Annotated in this window: 20 protein-coding genes; 17 read left to right on the top strand and 3 right to left on the bottom strand. The window is 50.6% G+C overall.

All coding sequences use genetic code 11. From position 1 onward, the window contains the following. Positions 1 to 18 precede the first annotated feature (18 nt). Positions 19 to 1920: an NAD(P)/FAD-dependent oxidoreductase gene (locus FD02_RS09830; protein ID WP_056952024.1), complete on the bottom strand. Its 1902-nt coding sequence runs from the start codon at positions 1918 to 1920 to the stop codon at positions 19 to 21. Between the two features lie 292 nt (positions 1921 to 2212). Here FD02_RS09830 and pplA point away from each other — a divergent pair, with 292 nt between their 5' ends. From pplA to rplA, 10 genes are all read left to right on the top strand, one after another. After that, positions 2213 to 3115 (top strand): extracellular electron transfer flavoprotein PplA, encoded by a 903-nt coding sequence (pplA, locus tag FD02_RS09825; RefSeq protein WP_054721444.1) that lies wholly within the window; start codon positions 2213 to 2215, stop codon positions 3113 to 3115. A gap of 91 nt (positions 3116 to 3206) precedes the next feature. After that, entirely contained in the window at positions 3207 to 4271 is a 1065-nt protein-coding gene (locus tag FD02_RS09820; protein ID WP_054721446.1) for an FAD:protein FMN transferase, read from the top strand. Then, complete coding sequence (locus tag FD02_RS09815) at positions 4272 to 5210, top strand: UbiA family prenyltransferase (RefSeq protein ID WP_056952022.1); 939 nt, start codon at positions 4272 to 4274, stop codon at positions 5208 to 5210. After that, positions 5207 to 6190, top strand: coding sequence for a UbiA family prenyltransferase (locus FD02_RS09810; protein ID WP_054721451.1), 984 nt, complete (start codon positions 5207 to 5209; stop codon positions 6188 to 6190). Before FD02_RS09815 ends, FD02_RS09810 begins: the two co-directional genes overlap by 4 nt. A gap of 14 nt (positions 6191 to 6204) precedes the next feature. Then, complete coding sequence (rpmG, locus tag FD02_RS09805; protein WP_054721453.1) at positions 6205 to 6354, top strand: 50S ribosomal protein L33; 150 nt, start codon at positions 6205 to 6207, stop codon at positions 6352 to 6354. Positions 6355 to 6372: 18 nt separating this feature from the next. Next, on the top strand, positions 6373 to 6543 hold the full coding sequence (secE, locus tag FD02_RS09800) for a preprotein translocase subunit SecE (RefSeq protein ID WP_054721456.1): 171 nt from the start codon (positions 6373 to 6375) through the stop codon (positions 6541 to 6543). An 83-nt stretch (positions 6544 to 6626) separates the two neighbouring features. Then, positions 6627 to 7172, top strand: a complete 546-nt coding sequence (gene nusG, locus FD02_RS09795) for a transcription termination/antitermination protein NusG (protein ID WP_054721458.1) — start codon at positions 6627 to 6629, stop codon at positions 7170 to 7172. Between the two features lie 54 nt (positions 7173 to 7226). Beyond that, a complete protein-coding gene (locus FD02_RS09790) occupies positions 7227 to 7538 on the top strand; it encodes a hypothetical protein (RefSeq protein WP_054721460.1) in 312 nt (103 codons plus the stop codon). Positions 7539 to 7659: 121 nt separating this feature from the next. After that, the gene (gene rplK, locus FD02_RS09785) at positions 7660 to 8085 is read left to right on the top strand and encodes a 50S ribosomal protein L11 (protein WP_056952019.1); all 426 of its coding nucleotides are present in this window, start codon (positions 7660 to 7662) and stop codon (positions 8083 to 8085) included. Positions 8086 to 8174: 89 nt separating this feature from the next. Beyond that, a complete protein-coding gene (gene rplA, locus FD02_RS09780) occupies positions 8175 to 8864 on the top strand; it encodes a 50S ribosomal protein L1 (RefSeq protein WP_056952017.1) in 690 nt (229 codons plus the stop codon). A 50-nt stretch (positions 8865 to 8914) separates the two neighbouring features. Here rplA and FD02_RS09775 read toward each other — a convergent pair whose 3' ends face one another. Then, on the bottom strand, positions 8915 to 10444 hold the full coding sequence (locus tag FD02_RS09775; RefSeq protein WP_054721466.1) for a family 20 glycosylhydrolase: 1530 nt from the start codon (positions 10442 to 10444) through the stop codon (positions 8915 to 8917). Between the two features lie 21 nt (positions 10445 to 10465). Then, positions 10466 to 11368 (bottom strand): metallophosphoesterase, encoded by a 903-nt coding sequence (locus tag FD02_RS09770; RefSeq protein ID WP_054721468.1) that lies wholly within the window; start codon positions 11366 to 11368, stop codon positions 10466 to 10468. Between the two features lie 215 nt (positions 11369 to 11583). Here FD02_RS09770 and FD02_RS09765 point away from each other — a divergent pair, with 215 nt between their 5' ends. The 7 genes from FD02_RS09765 (at position 11584) to FD02_RS09735 (ending at position 19074) form a co-directional block, all read left to right on the top strand. Then, a complete protein-coding gene (locus tag FD02_RS09765; protein ID WP_082603383.1) occupies positions 11584 to 12537 on the top strand; it encodes an aldo/keto reductase in 954 nt (317 codons plus the stop codon). Next, a complete protein-coding gene (locus tag FD02_RS09760) occupies positions 12537 to 13313 on the top strand; it encodes a sugar phosphate isomerase/epimerase family protein (protein ID WP_056952015.1) in 777 nt (258 codons plus the stop codon). The genes FD02_RS09765 and FD02_RS09760 overlap by 1 nt, the downstream gene beginning before the upstream one ends. Before the next feature lie 12 nt (positions 13314 to 13325). Beyond that, positions 13326 to 14573: an ABC transporter substrate-binding protein gene (locus FD02_RS09755; RefSeq protein WP_056952013.1), complete on the top strand. Its 1248-nt coding sequence runs from the start codon at positions 13326 to 13328 to the stop codon at positions 14571 to 14573. A gap of 153 nt (positions 14574 to 14726) precedes the next feature. Next, positions 14727 to 15647, top strand: coding sequence for a carbohydrate ABC transporter permease (locus FD02_RS09750; protein ID WP_056952012.1), 921 nt, complete (start codon positions 14727 to 14729; stop codon positions 15645 to 15647). 4 nt (positions 15648 to 15651) lie between these two features. Beyond that, positions 15652 to 16479 (top strand): carbohydrate ABC transporter permease, encoded by an 828-nt coding sequence (locus FD02_RS09745; RefSeq protein WP_056952010.1) that lies wholly within the window; start codon positions 15652 to 15654, stop codon positions 16477 to 16479. Between the two features lie 17 nt (positions 16480 to 16496). Beyond that, complete coding sequence (locus FD02_RS09740) at positions 16497 to 17051, top strand: hypothetical protein (RefSeq protein ID WP_054721478.1); 555 nt, start codon at positions 16497 to 16499, stop codon at positions 17049 to 17051. Between the two features lie 13 nt (positions 17052 to 17064). Then, positions 17065 to 19074, top strand: coding sequence for a BglG family transcription antiterminator (locus FD02_RS09735; protein WP_054721480.1), 2010 nt, complete (start codon positions 17065 to 17067; stop codon positions 19072 to 19074). Positions 19075 to 19078: the final 4 nt, after the last annotated feature.

The following is a 19078-nucleotide window of genomic DNA, read 5'->3' as shown; positions in this document are numbered from 1 at the left end:
CCTAAGTGGCTCCCGTGATTACTGGCCGCGTTCCTGTCCGTATAGCGCGCGTTGCGTGCCATACCGCCAGTGGCCCAGATGCTTTTGCAGGTATGGCACAACCCATTTATCGAGGCCGAATGCCCGCCCGGAACCATTCATCACAGCGATGGCCATCGGAATCATCCAGATGTTGACCCAGTAGAACATGCCACTGAGGCAGAAAATAGCGGTGAACATGACGCTAGTCGCCCCAGACAACCAGGTGAACAACCCGAAGATCAGGGCCAAACCAATCAGCACTTCGACGATCGTCATCGCTTTTTGCATGAAGAATGCGACGTCTTGGTTTGGAATCAATGTCTTGGTGATGTTGTACATCCACTTCGGCATCTGATCGAAGACCATCATTGGTTCTTTCCCATACTGATAGGACAAAGAGAAGACGGCCTTGCCGGCAGCCTTGGTGGTTTCTGCCGCTGCGCCACTGGCGGCACTGGTAGCATCGGCGCCGGCGGCAGAAGCACCGCTGGTCGCGGCCTGTTGTAGCCAGCTGAATGGGAGCCGGAGCTTGTCGACAAACCAAGATTCTTTTCCGGATAACTTCGGGATACAGTCGACAATCCACATTGCGCCGAGGAAAATACGCGCGGGTACCGTCCACAAGACATTGCCTTGCCGAGACAAGTGGCCACGGAATAAGTTGCGCTGATTGCGTGTCCGGAAAAATTCATGCATTACGTAATGAAACAGGTAGTAGGCGCTATAAATCTGGATGAAATACAGCATGTTGACCAGGTGCTTCATGAGCATCGCGAAGAACCCAGACAAGTGGAACCAGCCCATCAGATTGGCCACACCATATTTAGACCCCAGGCTGACCATGAAGCCGGAATAGCTGGCCTTGTAGTCGGCTGTTGCTGGTTGGCCGGCGAGCTGGCTTTCGATGTTGACCACCGCGGTATGCGCGCTCGCCTCCGCGCCTTGCACGATTTGGGGTTCGCCGCGGTCGGAGTTGCCGGTGTAAATCGCAACGTCGCCGACGACATAGACGGTTGGGTCGGCTTCGGTTTGCATGTGGCTGTTCACTACGATCCGGCCTGCCCGTCCTTGCGTCAGGCCGAAGTTTGCGGCTTGATCGCTCGCCTTGACCCCGGCGGTCCAGATCAGCGTAGCCGTCGGGAAAGTACTGCCGTCCTTTAAGTCGACATGATCGGCGTGGACCCCGACGACGCCCGTGTTTTTCATCACGGCGACATGCTGGCGTTCAAAGTAGCGCTCCGCCTTTGCCGCGTCCGCGCGATCCAACATATTCATGATTGTCGGCGCCATTTCCATCAAGGTAAAGGTGATGTCTTCTGGGGCGAGCTTGTTTTCAGCCGCCAAGGTATCGCGCCAGTCACGCAACTCACCAATCGTTTCGGTGCCGGTGAAGCCGGAGCCGACAACGACGATGGACAACAATGCCTTGCGCTTTTCCGGATCGTGCTCGACGGCACCCCGAGCGATGACGTCCTTAATGTGTTTCTTTAAGGCGACGGCCTGTTCCCAAGAACCTAACGTGAAGCCATGCTCGGCTACACCAGGGGTGCCGAAGTCATTGGGTTGCGAACCGATGCCAAGAATCACCGCGTCATAGGGATAGGCGCCGTGTTTTGTTTTTACGAGCTTGTTCGTCCGGTCAATGGTCGTAACGTCATCGGTGACCAGCTTGACGTTCTTGCGTCGGCAGAACAGGTGCTGCAAATCGTATTGAATTGCGTGTTCGTCGACGCGATCGGCGGCGACTTCGTGCAACTCGGTCATATAGGTAAAATAAGAATGGCGATCGATCAAGGTAATAGTAACGTCGCGATCCCGTTTAAAGTGTTTGGCCAGCCGCTTGGTTGCATAGACTCCAGCAAATCCCGCGCCGACGACCACAATGTTCTTCTGCGCCATGAATAACACCCCTCAATGAATGACGAAATAATTGCAAACCTTTGCATGCCCCAGTATACCTTTTTTAGTGCTGGTTTGTCCACAATTTCACACAGTCGCAAAAGTTAGGCAATTTGATGACAACCTTATCAAGCCGGCTATCGAGATGCGATGAATCCCGGCCAAAATGATGAGAAAGCGCTTAGAATTTAGCAACGACTGTTGATTTCCGCACAAGCGTCCGTTAGACTGAACTTGTGTGAAATATAACACAAAGTTTGACAAAAGAGTCAACACAAAAGGGGTAGAGGATATGAAATTAGCAAAGACTTTAAGCGGCGTGGGAATCGTGGCATTGTCCGCGCTGACGTTGGCAGCTTGTGGGAATAGTTCGAGTAAGGATTCATCGAGCAGCAAGGCCACAAGTTCCTCCAGCAAGAAGGCCACCAGTGCTAAGCAAACGGCCGGCGCCAAGTTGCAAGACGGGACGTACAACCTTGAGGAAACCGGGTATTCCCACGGCTACCGCGCCAAAGTTGGGATTACCGTTGCCGGCAACAAGATCACAAAGGCGACCTATGACTATGTTGATAAGGCCGGGAAGTCCAAGACCAAAGACGCTGCCTACGAAAAGCAGATGAAAAAGGTCACCAAAACCGGCCCGAAGGAATACATTCCTGCGCTGGCCAAAGCGTTTGTTGCAGCGCAAGCCAATACGAATGGCATTGAGGTGGTGACAGGGGCCACCGAGTCATCGCAGACGTTTAAAAACTATGCGCAACAGCTGGTGCAAGCTGCTCAGGCCGGCAACACCGCAACCATCAAGGTGGCGAACACCGCTAAGATGCAAGACGGCACCTATAAACTGGAAGAAAAGAATTACTCTCATGGCTACCGCACCGTCTTTAGCATTACGGTAGCTGGCGGAAAGATTACGGAATCAAATTATGACAACATCGACAAGAGTGGCAAGTCCAAGACTAAGGATGCCGCTTACGAGAAGCAAATGAAGAAGGTCAACAAGGTTGGCCCGGTGGAGTACACGAAGGCCTTGAACAAGGCTTTGGTCAGCAAGCAGAACCCGGCGGAAATTCAAGTCGTTTCCGGCGCGACTCACAGTTCTGACAGCTTCATCTTGTACGCGGAACAGTTGATTAACGCCGCGCAAGCGGGCAATACCAAGACCATCATGGTCGATAATGTCGTCACGGAATAGCAAGCAATCAGCGGTGGCCGCGGCTGCCGCTTTTTCTTTGGTCGCGGTGCTGGTACACTGGCCAAAATGGCATGAATTGGAGAGAACTGGAATGAAGAAATGGATTGCGCTGATGGCTACGGCGCTGGCGCTCGGGCTGGCTGGCTGCGGCAAATCCGCCGCCAAGCCGCAACTGCTTGAGACGCCTGATCAAGATACCCAGTTTCAAATGGGGACCGTGGTGACCTTACGCATTTATGATCGAGGCAAAAAGGCCGTGTTAGCTCAGGCGTTCAAGCGTATTACCACCCTTGCCGACGCCATCACGGTGAACCAAAAGGGCTCGGCGGTCGATCAAATCAATGCCGCTGCCGGCAAGCACCCAGTACGCGTGAGCAAGGATGTCTTTCGCTTGATTCAATACGCTAAGGCGTATAGCCAAAAGTCCAATGGGTCGTTTGATCTTGCCATCGGGCCGATCACTAGCATGTGGCACATCGGGTTCAACGATGAGCGCAAGCCCAGCCAGCGCGAAATTGATGCCGCTTTGCCCTTAGTTCACTACCAAGATGTGCAGCTCGATGTCGCTAAGCGTACGGTCTATCTCACCAAGAAGGGCATGCAGCTGGACCTCGGCGGGATCGCCAAGGGCTTCATCACCGATGAAGTGATCGACACGTTCAAGCAACATGGCGTCACCACGGCCATTGCCGACCTCGGAGGCAATATTTACGTGCTGGGACACAGCCCGAAAGGCCCCAAGCGGGACTGGACGGTTGGTATCCAGGACCCGAAGGAAAGTCGCGGCACGGCGTTAGGCACCATTCCAGCGGCAAATCAGACGATTGTTACCTCAGGAATCTATGAGCGGTACATGAAGGTTGACGGCAAGGTCTACATGCACCTGATGAATCCACGCACCGGGTATCCCTTCGATAACGAACTGATGGGAGTGTCGATTATCACTAAGCATTCCGTCGATGGCGATGCGTTATCGACGGCAACGTTTGACAAGGGCTTGAAGGCCGGCATGGCATTCATCGAAAAAGACACCAACGCCGAGGCAATTTTCATCACCAAGAGTAAGCAGGTGTATGTCTCGAGTGGCCTAAAGAACAAGTTTAAGCTGGTGAAGAATTCTGGATACAAGCTGGCCAACATCAAGGATGTGAAGTAAGTGAAAAAATGGGGCGAACTCGTTGAACTGCGTACTAAGCTGGCCAGTATTTTGCCGTTTTTGCTGGGAATTGGCTACGTTCTTGCCACCTGGCACCGGTTAAATCTGGTGAACACCATTTTGTTCGGCTTGGCGATGCTGGCCTTTGATATGGCGACGACAGCATTAGACAACCTCATGCATTACCGCCACGCCAAAGACGCTGCATACCGGCAACACGTCAATATTATTGGTCGTGCAGCACTGACCGAACACGCCGTGATTGCCGCCATCGTTGCGCTGGTAACCGTCGCGACCGGCTTGGGGTTGTGGCTGGTGTGGCGCACAGACTGGGTGCTGCTGGTGCTCGGAATGGCTTGCTTTGCCGTTGGGCTTGGGTATACGTGGGGGCCGCTCCCCTTGGCGCGGTTGCCGATTGGTGAAGTGTTTTCCGGGGTGACGATGGGGCTGGGTATTCCCTTCATTACGGTGTACGTGAATGTACCGGCAACTCGTTTTCTGGCGGTTCGTCTGGCCTGGCCAGACCTCAGCGTCACGGGGGCGCTGCCCGCGCTCGCGGGGTTATGTCTCATCGCCGTGATGCCCATGGCGACGATCGCCAACGTGATGCTGGCCAATAACCTGGCGGATCTCAGTGAGGACACCCGTAACCACCGGTTGACGTTGCCGATGTACCTCGGCCATCGCGCCAGCCGGGGGGTATATCTAGGCTTGGCCGTGATTGGCTATTTTGCGGTGGTAGCGGGGGTGGTCGCCCGGGTGTTACCGACGTGGAGTCTGGTGTGTGGGGTGAGCTTGCCAGCAGTTTGGCATCACGCCCAGGTGTTCATCGCGCACCCAGATAAAACGCAGACGTTTCACTTGGCGATTCAAAACCTCGTGCTGGCTAATGGTAGTTTGCTGGCAGGGTTAGTGATTGCGGCGGGGGTGAGCGCATGAAGCCGTATGCTCGATTAACGTGGCCCTTGTTTCTTGAATTGATTCGCTTGCCCGCCAAGCTGGCGAGTCTGTTACCGTTTTTGTTCGGGGTGAGTTATGCGGCATTGTCAGGCCCGTTGAATTGGGGTAACACGCTGGTGTATCTGATAGGGCAAATGAGTATTGCCGTGTTCGTTACAGGCTTCAACAACGTCCAAGATTTCTATAAAGCCAAGGACGTGGAGTACCGGCGCACGCAAAATATCATTGGCCGCGCGCACCTCAACCCGCGGCACATCTTGGCTTTGATGGGCGCGTTTCTGACGGTGGCCTGCTTGGCCGGGCTCGTGTTGGTCTGGCGCACCAATTTAAGTTTGCTAGTCATCGGCGGTGCGGGAATTTTTGTCGCGATTTTTTATACCTTTGGGCCGGTGCCGCTTTCCCGAATGCCATGCGGCGAATTGTTGGCGGGATTGTGTGAAGGATTTGGGACGATTTTTATCGCCTATTTCGTCAATCAAGTGCAGCCACCGGCGACCTTAACGCTGAGCTGGAGCCAGTTCAGCGGCTACCTGGACTTGGCGGTTACTCTGCGCTTGCTGGTCGTTGCCCTGCCAATTGTGATTCTTGATGGCACGGTGATGTTTGCCGATAACATTTGTGACCTAGATCAAGACGTGAAAAACCAGCGCTTCACCTTGCCTTATTACCTGACCAAGGCGCAGGCGTTGCGCATTTATCCTTGGCTCCCGGTGGCCGCCTTTCTCGCCTTAGTCGTCGGCGTGGCCGCTGGTTTGCTGCCATGGCCGCTCGTGCTCACACTGCTTACTGGGCCGATTGTGGCGCGCAACACCCGGGGCTTTTTGGCGAAGCAAAGCAAGATGGCGACTTTTGGCCTGGCCATCCATACCTTGTTGCTGGTGGCAGCCGCCGAAGTTGGCTTGTTGTGGGTAAGCCTGTGGTTGCGTAGTGGGGTAATCTTTGGTAATCTAATTGATTGACTGGAGGTAAGTTCATGACAGTGAAAAAAGTGGCGCTTGCCTGTTCAGTATGCGGGCGGCGGAATTATTTTGTGCCCGAGAATCCACGGCGCACTGAGCGCTTGACCTTGAAGAAGTTCTGCAAGTATTGCGGCAAGGTCACGGTGCATCAGGAAACCAAGTAAAGGCTCGCGGAGGCAACGATGAAATTCATTAAAAGCGTCTTTCAAATTATGCATGAAGTCACTTGGCCGACTGCCAAGGAGACCCGGCGCGACACGACAACGGTTATCATCACGTCGCTGTTGTTTGCGGTATATTTTGCCCTGGCAGATTGGGTCATCGTCTTGTTGTTGAACAAGTTTATTTTCTAGCGTATACTCTCAGTAGCGCAACAAAACCGTCTTTGACGGTTTTTTATTTTGTCAAGACAACCAATATAGGAGGATCATCACCGATGGAATCAGCTGAAAAGCTTTGGTACGTGTTGCACACGTACTCTGGCTACGAAAACAAGGTCAAGACCAACCTCGAATCCCGGGTCTCTTCCATGAACATGGATAACTATATTTTTCGGGTGATCGTGCCTGAAGAAGAAGAAACGAAGACCAAGGACGGCAAGGCGAAGACGGAAATGATCAAGACCTTCCCTGGCTATGTGCTGGTTGAAATGGTGATGACAGACGAATCCTGGTTCGTCGTTCGGAATACGCCAGGCGTGACTGGGTTCGTCGGTTCCCATGGTGGGGGTTCTAAGCCGTCGCCGCTGTTGCCTGAAGAAGTAGCCAAGATTCTCCACGAAATGGGCATGAGCACGCAACGCGCCAACCTGACCTTTGAGGTCGGCGAAACGGTCAGCATTATTGGTGGGGCGTTTTCCGGGTTGGAAGGTAAGATTATCGATAACGATGCGGACAAGCAAAAGCTTCGGGTGACCACGACCATGTTCGACCGCGAAGTGACGGCCGAAGTCGATTATGATCAAGTCGATAAGTTGGCATAACCCAGCAAGCGGCAGTAGCCGCTTTTTGTTTCGGCGAATCAAGAAAGGCACGTTATGAAAAATCGAATCCTGCATCGCGTTAGCGTCGGCATCGCCGCCGTTGGTATTGTTTTGGTGCTAGTGTGGACGTGGTGGATGCGGACGCCTGCCGGGGCGGTGCGTAATGAAATCCTGATCACCGGGCATCCGGTATTAGCTGCCACCTGTCACCCCAGTTACGATCACGCGGCCAGCGTCAGCGCCCATGCGAAGATTTGGACGCTAGCTAACGGAGAAGGCTACGTTACCGGAGACGGTAGCGCGCCGGTATCACGCTTTAAGATTAGCGGTGGCGCCGTGGGCTATTCTGCGCGGCCGCAACCGTAAGCCAAGCTTGCTTTCTTGCGCCTGACGTGATAGTTTATACAAGTATGCTTTGGCATACACGTGGGAGGCCAAATCGACTGGCCATCAAGACCACAGCACGGACTTAAGGAGGTTATGTCTCGTGGCTAAAAAAGTAGCAAATATTGTTAAGCTCCAGATTCCTGCCGGGAAAGCAACTCCAGCTCCTCCGGTCGGCCCTGCATTGGGCCAAGCCGGGATCAACATCATGGGCTTCACGAAGGATTTCAACGCACGGACTGCAGATCAGGCCGGTATGATTATCCCCGTCGTGATTACCGTGTACGAAGATCGTTCCTTTGATTTCGTCACCAAGACGCCGCCAGCAGCAATCCTGTTGAAGAAGGCCGCTGGTGTCGAACACGGCTCCGGCGAACCGAACACCAAGAAGGTGGCTAAGGTCACCAAGGACCAGGTGCGGCAAATCGCCGAAACGAAGATGCAAGACCTTAACGCCGCAGACGTAGAAGCTGCGATGCGCATGGTTGAAGGGACTGCTCGTTCCATGGGCTTCGAAGTCGAAGGCTAACAACAGTCCGGATCTTCAGTGAAAACTGAATGAATCAAGTGGAAGGGCTGCGGCCCGTTGACCACATTTGCAAGGAGGAAAAATCCAGAATGGCTAAGAAAGCAAAAAAGTATATTGAAGCGGCAAAGCAAGTCGAATCCGACAAGCTTTATAACCCTGAAGAAGCAGTCGCCTTGGTGCAAAAAATCGATTTTGCCAAGTTTGATTCGACGGTTGAGGTGGCGTACCGGCTCAACGTTGACCCAAAGCAGGCCGATCAACAGATTCGTGGCGCCGTTGTGCTGCCAAACGGAACTGGTAAGACCCAGCGTGTGATTGTCTTCGCTGAAGGCGATCAAGCAAAGGCGGCTCAAGAAGCCGGTGCCGACGAAGTGGGTTCAGACGACTTGGTCCAAAAGATTCAAGACGGCTGGTTAGACTTCGACGTCGCTGTAGCGACACCACCGATGATGGCTAAAGTTGGTCGTCTTGGCCGGGTTCTTGGGCCTAAAGGGTTAATGCCAAACCCCAAGACTGGTACTGTGACGATGGATACTGCTAAGGCGGTTAACGACGTCAAGGCTGGCCAGGTGGCCTACCGGGTTGATAAGGCGGGCATCGTGCACGCCCCAATCGGCAAGGTTTCTTTCACCCAAGACAAGCTCGTCGAGAACTTCAAGGCGATGAACGATGTCATTGTCAAGGCCCGTCCGGCATCTGCCAAGGGTCAATACATCAAGAGCCTCACCGTCACGTCGACCTTCGGGCCTGGCGTTCACGTCAATGCGGCTGAATTCTAAACTGATTGAAAACTAAACCCCACCAGGTTGCTGGTGGGGTTTTTGCGTGGTCAGAACGGATAGCCAGGACTATGGCCAACGGACTGAACAATACTTTGGAATTGTGGATAGGTGTACTGATGATTCGTGTCGACATTCCACGTCTTGCTCGCAAAGACGGCCAATTCAGGTTGGATATCTCGTGCCATGGTTGATTCTGTGGCTACGGTAGGATTATCTGTCCACATCGAAAGACAAGCCCCAAGAATTCGTGGATCGTCATCAGGTAAGTCGTTGGCTTGAAAGTTTCCCGGAGTCCAATTTGCGTAGATATTGGCTGCCTGCTTTGGAAAATCGAACCTGTGTAGTGGTCGGTGATCCGCTGCTGAATCCGGATGACGTAACGCGTAATAGAAAAACGGTGAGTTCAGGTTATACAGGCGGGTCAAACCTTGTGCCTGCAACTCAGCCACAGTTGCGATTGCCGGATTAAGTTCAGCCTGGCACCAGTAATCGACACCGATATACGGATGCATTCTAATTTGCTGTGGGGTCCCGTGTATTCCCCTAACGTCCCAGCATAATCCGTCGTTGAAAATACGCGGCTCAACGCCATGCGCGTGGATGAGCTCCGCGACTTGATTGAGCCAGTTTGCCCAGACGTCCTTCCAGGTTGTTTCTGGACCTAAGTGTTCTTTGGCGTACGCATTGAGTACTGGCGCGTACCGGTGTTCAAAAGGCGGACAATCAAATTCCATGTATTCGTCTCCGCCGAAGTGAAAGCTAGGACAATCCGCAAATAGATCAAGGTATTCGGTGATTAACGCGAAAACGTAGCGGGTAACTGCAGGGTCAGTTAAATCTAAGGCATCCGTTGCGCGTCCGCCAGCCACATCCCGTTGTCCTAGTTCTGGATGCACAGTCAAGATGTGGTCGGCATGTCCAGGTACGTCCAACGATGGCACGATGGTGATACCGCACCGGTTTGCTTCTGCAAGTAGGTCTCGGACGTCAGCCTTAGTTAAATAATCTGGACTGGTAAGTGAGGGATCGGTATCGCACGCGATGTGAAAGCCAAGTCGATCGGCAAAATGCAACTGCAACGTATTGATCTTCAGAAAGGCTAATTCGTGAAGCATGGCGATAAACCATTCTTTAGTAATGAACTTCCGACCTGCGTCAACTAATACGCGCCGTTCATCGAGTTTCGGATAGTCAAGGAGCCGACCAGCCTCTAGAGTGCCTGTAGTTAAGGATTGACACAAGGTGGCGGTGGCTCTCAGCCATGCCACGGGGCTGGCGCCTATAACGGTAACACCGGCCGTAGAACTAATGATAACGTACGTTTCTGGGCTACTTGTTTGACTCGTTAGGGTGCGCACAGGGGCGAGCTTCCAGGAGATATCAGTCGGCCGTGCTGGTTCTGTGACGATTGGGCACGGGAAACCGGTCGCCTGCCGCAAGGTTGCTGCAATCGACGTGAAGGTTGCTGATTCGGTGTCAGTAGTGATACAAAGGCGCATATTGGGAGTGGCACGCCACGCATCGCCAGGAGCGGGGGTGAAGGCTTGAGGTACAGGAACGATTTTTACTTGACTCACTGAGCTACCTCCAGCGTAGACTTAATCAAACCAACTACTTTGCATGGGCGTACCGCCACCACGATATGTCTGAGTAACGGTCTCCATTGTTTTAGGGGTGAGATTGATTACCCGGTAGCCGCGAGGAAGGTCTCCGTAGCAGTTATAACCAGAGACATTCCCATAAATGAGCGGAATACCCATATACCGGCCTTCGAAGTTATTGTCGTGATCGTGCCCACAGAAAATTCCGGCGATATGTTGATTAAACCGGAGGTGTGCAAATAAGCCAGTATTTAATTCAGGGCTGGCGATTCTTGGATTCATTTCCCACCACTTACCGGCAACGATATGTGTTGCTGCGTTTGCATATTCAGGTACCGGAATATGTAAGAACACCAAGTCGACAGTTTGCCCGGCAGTTCTTAGATATTCTGCGTGGGTTGCTTCGTACCACGCAATGGCTTCGGTTGATACCCAATCGTACCCTTCCACGTCGAACGGGGCGTTATCACCTGAATCAAAGATATATAAAACGTTAGTAATTTTTCCGGCTTGCCCAATTTCAACTGTATAACTTTCTTTCCCTCGAGGATCAACGTAAGCGTGTTGTTTAGTCACCCGATGAGTAAATCCAGTTTCGAGTTTGCGTAGAGCAGACCGATCAAGAGTCTGTTCAGAGTCATGGTTGCCATATGTGATTGCTAGGGGATAGTCCAATTCGTTAAAGATGTCCACAAGCGCTTGATATCCGCGTTGTGGCCGGTCAACACCATCGGACCAAATTAAATCGCCGCTAATGACAATTAAGTCTGGATCGACGAGTGGAATATTTTCCTTTAGTGCGGCGAATGTTGCCTGATCTTCGGCATTGAAAGGTGCTTCACCGATGTGGATGTCGGTGAGCTGAAGAATTTTGAAGCCTTGTTCGTTCATAGTGAGCATAGCTAATCCTCCTACTATTATTTTGAAATCGCTTATTTTGAAATCGCTATCATTTACCCTAACGGCCCGATCGCCAAGGCGCAAGTGACTGAGTGACATTTTTCATCGGGATTTCATAAAAACTTTGTCATTCAATCAGTTGAAAGCCTTTTCATGACAGTGCTACGCTAGAACACGTGAGTGAAGCACAACAATTTTTGGATGGAGGGACTCAGATGAAGGAGATTACTGTAACAGATGGGCAGCAGAAACTCAGCATGACGCAGATCGTTCTTGGTTCGAGTGACTATTTGAAACTAGACAATATGCCTAAGGTTAATCACATGTTTGACCTATATGTTGAATTGGGCGGTAACACATTCGATACCGCTCGGCATTATCGTGACGCGGAAAGCGTAATTGGTGATTGGATGAGCCGTCACGACCGCAAGGCCTTCAACATTATTACCAAATGTTGTCACCCAAAACGCGGAGCATTAGATGTGCCACGGGTATCACCAGAGAATATGCGGGCGGACTTAACGGAGAGTCTGCAACACCTGCAGACTGAGTACGTTGATGTGTTGCTCTTACATCGAGACGACCCTACTAAGCCGGTCGGGCCTTTGATGGAGGCCTTCAGCGCTTTGGTCGACGAAGGTAAGGTTCGGTTCTTTGGCGTATCGAATTGGACATTATCCCGGGTTCAGGAGGCGATTAGTTACTGCCGGGAGCACGGTTTGCACCCATTGTCGTTCAACAGCCCGAACTTTTCTCTGGCTAGTGTCAACCAGCCACGATGGGACAACAGCGTTACCGCAGACGATGAGATGATTGATTGGCACACGAAGACCCAGTTTCCACTGTTGTCTTGGTCAGCGCAAGCTGAAGCGTTTTTCGCCCATCGCTTTAAGCCTGAAGATGCAGACAATCCCGAGCTCAAGGAATACACAGAAGTCTACTTCAATGATTTGAACTGGCGGCGGATGAAAGTGTGTGACGCAATTGCGGCTAAACATGGTGTGAAGCCGATTCAGGTTTCCCTCGCTTATGTTCTCAATGCACCATTCCCAGTGCTCGCTACAATTGGTCCGGAAGAGGAATGGATGCTTGAGGAATCGTTTGAAACAGCTGAGCTTCAACTCACGACCCAGGAAGTGCAGGAATTGCGGAAAGGAGCACTAGACTGATGGTTGCAATAGAAAAAATTGCCGCCCAAATGTATTCCTTACGTGACGAATTGGCAGCTGACCCGGAGAACACTTTTATGACGTTGCATGAGATTGGCTATCAGGCGGTCCAGCTTGATGGAATGCGTGGTGCTAATCCACAAGTCATCGCGAAGTTATTGAAAAAGTACAACCTGAAAGTGGCTGGAATGCATTTGCACCATGAACGGTTCTTTACTGACATTGATGGCTTGGTCCAAGAGGCTTTGTTGTTTGGTAGCAAAATACTGTATGACAAATATATTGATGATGACCAGCAAAATGATGCCGGTTACCGGGCAACCCGTGCTCAGCTCTATCATGTTCAAGATGCATTGCGTCAATTAGGGTTTACGATTGGGCTGCACAGCCCGGAGTCAGACTATCCGGACCTTGTTGATGGCCAGCGAGTGCTGTCCTATATCACACAACCACAGAATGGGCTCAGTATTGTCGCGGAACCTGATACATACTGGATTACTGCAGCCGGGATTGATCCGGTGGAAGAGATCAAGCAGTTTTCAAACCGGGCGCCGGTGTTGCACTTGAAGGATTACAAGAATGGGTACCGGCCTAGTGATCCGCAGGACATGAGCCATAACCTGGTGGAGTTAGGGAAAGGGGATGTTGATCTTAAAGCTATCGTTGACTGGGGTGAGCACAACGGCGTGCAGTATTACGCTATTGAGCAAGATTTTTCGCAAATTGGCATGTTCAGCAGTATGCGTGAAAGTTTCGAGTATCTATCAAACCTGTGAGGAGAATGACTGATGAAATTGACGAAAATAATCGGCCTGGCCAGTATGGCCGCCGTCTCCGCCTTGGCCATCGCCGGCTGTGGCAACAAATCCAGCGACGGTGGGAAGGTTTCACTTTCCATCAATTACTACAACGGTGCGATTAGCAAACAAGCCATCAAGAACACAAAAGCCAAGTTTCCAAAGTACAAGCTCACGTTTAAGCAAGTGCCAGCTAACGAAGATTATGACACGAAACTTAAGGCCAGCCTCAGCTCGACATCTGCGCCTGACATTGCCGCTATCAATAGTAATATTGTCGACTATCTCCCGTACAAAGAAAAGTTTGTCAATTTAGCCGACTACGGCACTGATAAAGTGGCTGATCAGTATGTCGCGTGGAAGTGGGATTCAACCTTTGCCACTAAAGATTATCAAATCGCAATGCCAATCGACATTGGGCCAACTGCATTCATGTATAATGTGGCGAACTTTAAAAAAGCAGGTTTGCCAACCGACCCTGACGAAGTTTCCGCCGGTATTAAGAGTTTGGACGGTTATATGAGCTACGCCAAGCAGCTGAAAGAAAAAGCCAATAAGCCTATGTGGCTTGGTGCGGTGGCGCTGCTTCAAGAGATGGAACAAAAGATGACCAAAGATATGTATAGTGCCAATGGGAAGAAGTTAACACTTGGTGATGGCCAGTTGAAGGACGCCTGGGACTTTACTGTTAAGGGGTTAAAAGCAGGCTATATGTTTGGCGTCAAGGCTAACTCCAGTGATAATGTAAATGCCCAGCAAAAAGGGATGTATTCTGGGATGATTCAAGCCAGTTGGGGGATTGCTGATCTGAAGGAAAATGGGACGAAGAATAATTCCTGGTTGATCGCCCGTGCTCCTGGCGAACCAGCTAATTCCGGTGGCTCCTATCTGGCGGTGATTAAGACAACGAAGCACGCCAAGCAGGCCGCAGAAGTCGTGAAGTACCTGACCAACAAGAAGAACCAAGAAGCCAACTACAAGGAACTAGCATTGTTCCCATCGGTCAAGGCGCTGTATAACGACGATTTTAAGAATGTGACTGATCCATTGTTTGGGGATGAAAAATACAACAAGTATTTCATTGAATCCGCCAATGAGTTGGAGTACACCAAGGCAGATCCTCGGTCCACTGCTGTTCGCCAAATTTTCGAGAACCAGATGCAACTTGTGCAAGATTCCAATAAAAACCCTGATAAGGCGTGGAAAGAAGCCGTTGCTAAGGCGGAAGCAATTCAGTAGATAGAGCATAGGGGCTGCGTGGAAGCCCCTTTGTTTAACCGGCTAGCCGAGATGACTACTCGGCTTTGCCCGCGACGGTAACACTGATGTTGTCGTGGCGGGTGAAGTCGAGCGCACCGGTGGGCCTTGGTCTTGAAAAGGAAGTGACTGATCATGGAACTGCAGCAACCGGCTGCCACCAACAAGGAAAAGCGACATTTTGACCTTGATAAAGTGGCCCCCTACATCGCAGTTGCCCCTTTCTACATTTTGTTCTTGATATTTGGTCTGTTCCCCGTGGTTTTCTCAGCGTATTTGGCCGTTAGCAAATGGGATGGCCTTGGCCAAATTCAGTACTTAGGAATGGATAATTTTTCCCGCTTGATTACGGATATGGACTTTTGGCTATCACTTAAAAACACCCTCATCATTTGGGCGATTGGGACGATTCCGATGTTGTTCATGGCGTTGGTATTGGCGTTTTGCCTTAACCTTAAGTTCATTAAGCACAAGGAATTCTTGAAATCTGTCCTATTTCTGCCCAACATCACGTCAGTTGTTGCGATTTCCATTCTATTTGGTTTGATCTTCTCAAACTTTAACGGATTAGCCAATGGCTTGCTCGGCGTGTTTGGATTGAAACCAATTAAATGGTTGACCGAACCTGGGTGGGTACGCGTTGTTATCGCTTCAGTCAATATCTGGCAGTATACCGGTTACAACATGATTATCTATTTAACCGGGATTATTCGAATTCCTGGTGATCTGTACGAGGCAGCACGCATGGATGGTGCTAGCAATCCACAAATTTTCTGGAACGTCACAATTCCGCAACTCAAACCCATCATTTTATTTACGGTGATGATGTCGACAATTGGTGGGCTACAGATTTTCTCTGAAGCACAAGTGCTGGTGCCAACCGGGGCCACCCCACAAGGCGGCGCCATGACTATTGTGTATTACCTCTACCAAACTGCATTTACACAGCATCAGTTTGGTTACGGTTCAGCGATTGCTTGGGGACTCGTGGTAGTCATTATGTTTTTCTCGTTACTCAATTGGTTCATCACCACCAAGCGCGTGAAGGGAGCGTGAGCACATGGGAGACAATAAGCTATTTAAACTCATCGTGCGCGTATTTATTGGGTTCGGGGTGATTTTGTCACTATTTCCGTTTTACTGGATGTTCGTCATGGCTAGCAAACCCAATAGTGAGATTTACAAAACTCCGCCATCGTTAACGCTCGGAAATGAGTTGTTTAAGAATATCCATACAGTGTTCACCCAAACAACGTTTTTCCACTCTGTCCTTAATACCTTGTTTATTGCAATTACCTCGACATGTCTAATTTTGTTCTTCGACTCGCTTGCTGGTTTCGCGTTTGGTAAGCTTAAGTTCAAAGGGAAGGCCTTCTTGTTTACTTTCTTGATGGGGACCATGATGATTCCTGGCCAGCTGAATATTATCCCGTCATTTTACTTGATGGATAAAATTGGCTGGGTTGGGTCATACAAGGCCTTGATCATTCCGGGGATGGCCAATGCATTCGGGATCTTTTGGATACGTTCGTATTGTACGGATGCAATTCCGGACTCGCTACTTGAATCGGCCAAGCTAGATGGTAGCTCCATTTTTCGAACGTATCGTTCAATTGCTTTGCCAATCATGAAACCAGCTCTAGCTTTTCTTGCGTTATACTCCTTTATGGGCTCGTGGAATGATTACATGTGGCCATTGATTATTCTGAACGACGAAAAAAAATACACGTTAATGTTAGCGCTTACCCAGCTGAAAGGGTTATTTACAACCAATTATCCTTTAGTTATCACCGGTGCGTTACTGGCAACCTTGCCGTTACTACTGATTTTCGTGCTATTCAGCAAGCAACTGATTGCGGGGATAACTGATGGTGCCGTAAAGGAGTAGCCTAGAAGGGAGCCGCCATGAAAGTAGCCTTTGACCATTTTCAAGCACACTTAATGGACATTATCATCAGTAGCCTGTTGGCATTGCTAGGGGTCATGACCATAATCGGTACCGGCACCGGCGTGGTGGCAGCAATGATGTATTGGCGCCATGCCAATGGCCCGCAATGGCGTGCATTCTTTAAGCCGCGACAAGTAGGCCGAACTGTTCTCGTCACCATTAGTGGGCTGGTCGGCTACGAAGTGATATGGTTCGACCTTAGACTAGCGGCGCGATTAACGATTGCTTGGCGGCTTGGCATCTTCGCTATCACCATTGCGGTTGGGTACGTTGGTGCTTGTATTATTCTTCAAGCCCTTTGGCAGCTAGCGGCGGGTCGCTCCATTGATTTAAATGCCGCATTTTACCTAAGCTTTGCGTGGCTGCCAAAATGGATTGGCATTGGGTTTGGGATGTTGCTAGGTGGTGTAGCCATCTGGTTGTGGCCAGCAACTTGTGTGGTTGTGGCTGGGCTGGAAGCTTGGTGGCTGAATCGACAGCTGAGCCAAGGCTATGCACGGTTGGCGCAGTAATGGGGGTGAGAGCATGCGGCTAACGCAACGAGAAATCGACGTGTTAACTGCCATATTGCAAGCGCAGCCGGTGGGGCTGACTCAACTTGAGGAACAACTCGGGTTGACGGCCAACCAGCTACACTACACCTTCACTAAGATTAACGTTTGGCTGAGCGATAACGACCTGAGTTGGTTGGGTACGGACAAGGATCTTATCACCGTTGCGGAACCATTATTGGTTCAACGGGCCTTAACCAATTTTGTCGCTCATACAACACCGGAGCGTTTCCGATATACCAGTGATCAGATGCAACGCTTTATGTTTTTGACGCTCTTACTGTCTGAGCGACCGATAGCAATCAACCGGTTTGTTGACACACTCTATACGTCGCGTACGACAGTGGTGAACCTGCTTGATGGACTTCAGCATCAATGTGCTCGATTTAGGCTGACGCTAAAGCATCTCAATCGGCGGGGTTACTTAATTGAACATGATGGATTCAAGAAGCTGACGGTGTTTGTTCAGGTCTTGATTGACACGATTAGCATTCGAGAATTATTGGGATTTTATTACCGTGACAATATCTATTCGAAGATGGGCGAACTGTTATTGTTCAACTTGTTTGACCTTGACACGTTGTTCACCGTCATAAAGGAAACGCTGGCATATACTGATTCACTCACCAGCATTGATGACGTCGATTTCTTATTGCTGATCATGTTGAACTATCAGTATCGACAGGCTGTACAGCAGGACGGGGCGACAACCTTGAATGTCGAGGCGCTTGCTGAACTAGCGGGCGAAATCTTGCATAATGATCGACGCAGCTTGGATCCAGGCCAGCGTCGGCTGATTATTCATATAAACGTCGCGATGCAACGCGCATTTTCGCTTGATTTCCAATTTGACGAGGATTTTATTCGGATACTTAGTCGACACGTTCAGCGATTCCTGTTTAGACAAGCTAATCAGATTCAGATGAATGATATCGACGTGGCTCAGTTTATGCCAGAGTATGGTGAGATTTTTAACGTCGTCAAGGCGGCAATCGCCGATTATCCAGAATTAGCGACTGGTGAGATTACCCCCAGCGAGATCATGCTCATTGCCATCTATTATGCCAGTGCCTTTGAGCAACATGCGCAGCGTGCAGATGTTGAACCATACTTACTGGTCGTTTGTGCAGAGGGAGTCGCGGTATCTACAATCGTTAAAAATAAACTGGCACGCTTGGTGAGTGCAGATCATATCGACACCAGTTCTGTGTTTGATGCAACGGAGGCCAAGCTAACTCGGTACGATTTGATTATCAGTACCGTGCCGCTACCAGGCATTGATGCGGCTCGCGTGCTGACCATTGATCATGCCTTTGCCCCAGATTTGTTGCAACAAGTGCGACAACGACTGTCGCTGACTACAATTGCGCCGCCAGGAAATGATATCAATAAATTTGCAGCAATCATGGATGCCATTAACTCAACCAGTATTGGTGCAACTGAATTAGCACAACTGGAGATGCAAATTTTACAAATTCTCTCAGCTCCGGCGATTGCGAGAACAGCACTGGCAACCCCGTTGGTCATCAACCCGGCCTTGGTGGCCCGTGTCGAAGTAGGCATGACCTGGCAACAAGCCATTATGGAAGCGGCCAGCGGTTTATTGGCACAGCATTTGATTGAAGCGCATTACGTCCAGACCATTATCAACAATACGGTTCGCTTTGGCGCTTACATGATGGTTACTCCAGGGGTGATTTTGGCCCATGCGGGTGCGGAAGACGGGGTCAATGCAAATGCCATCGCTGTAACGAGTTTTGACCAGCCGATTCATTTTCCTGGAGAGAATACACCGCTGGTTCATGTGATCATCACGATCGCACTAAAAGATGACGACCCGCATCTCTTGATGCAAAAACTTATGGATTGGTTGCTAATGCCACCGACCCTGGAGCTGTTACGGCACTTTGAACAAAAAGCGACCGTGGTGGCCAAGCTGCGTGAGCTGTTTGGCGAAGGCGCACCGGCGCATTTGAAGGAGTAAACGA

This window comes from Lacticaseibacillus nasuensis JCM 17158, assembly GCF_001434705.1.
In the GTDB taxonomy this organism is placed as follows: domain Bacteria; phylum Bacillota; class Bacilli; order Lactobacillales; family Lactobacillaceae; genus Lacticaseibacillus; species Lacticaseibacillus nasuensis.
This window is presented reverse-complemented; position numbering and strand designations above follow the sequence as displayed.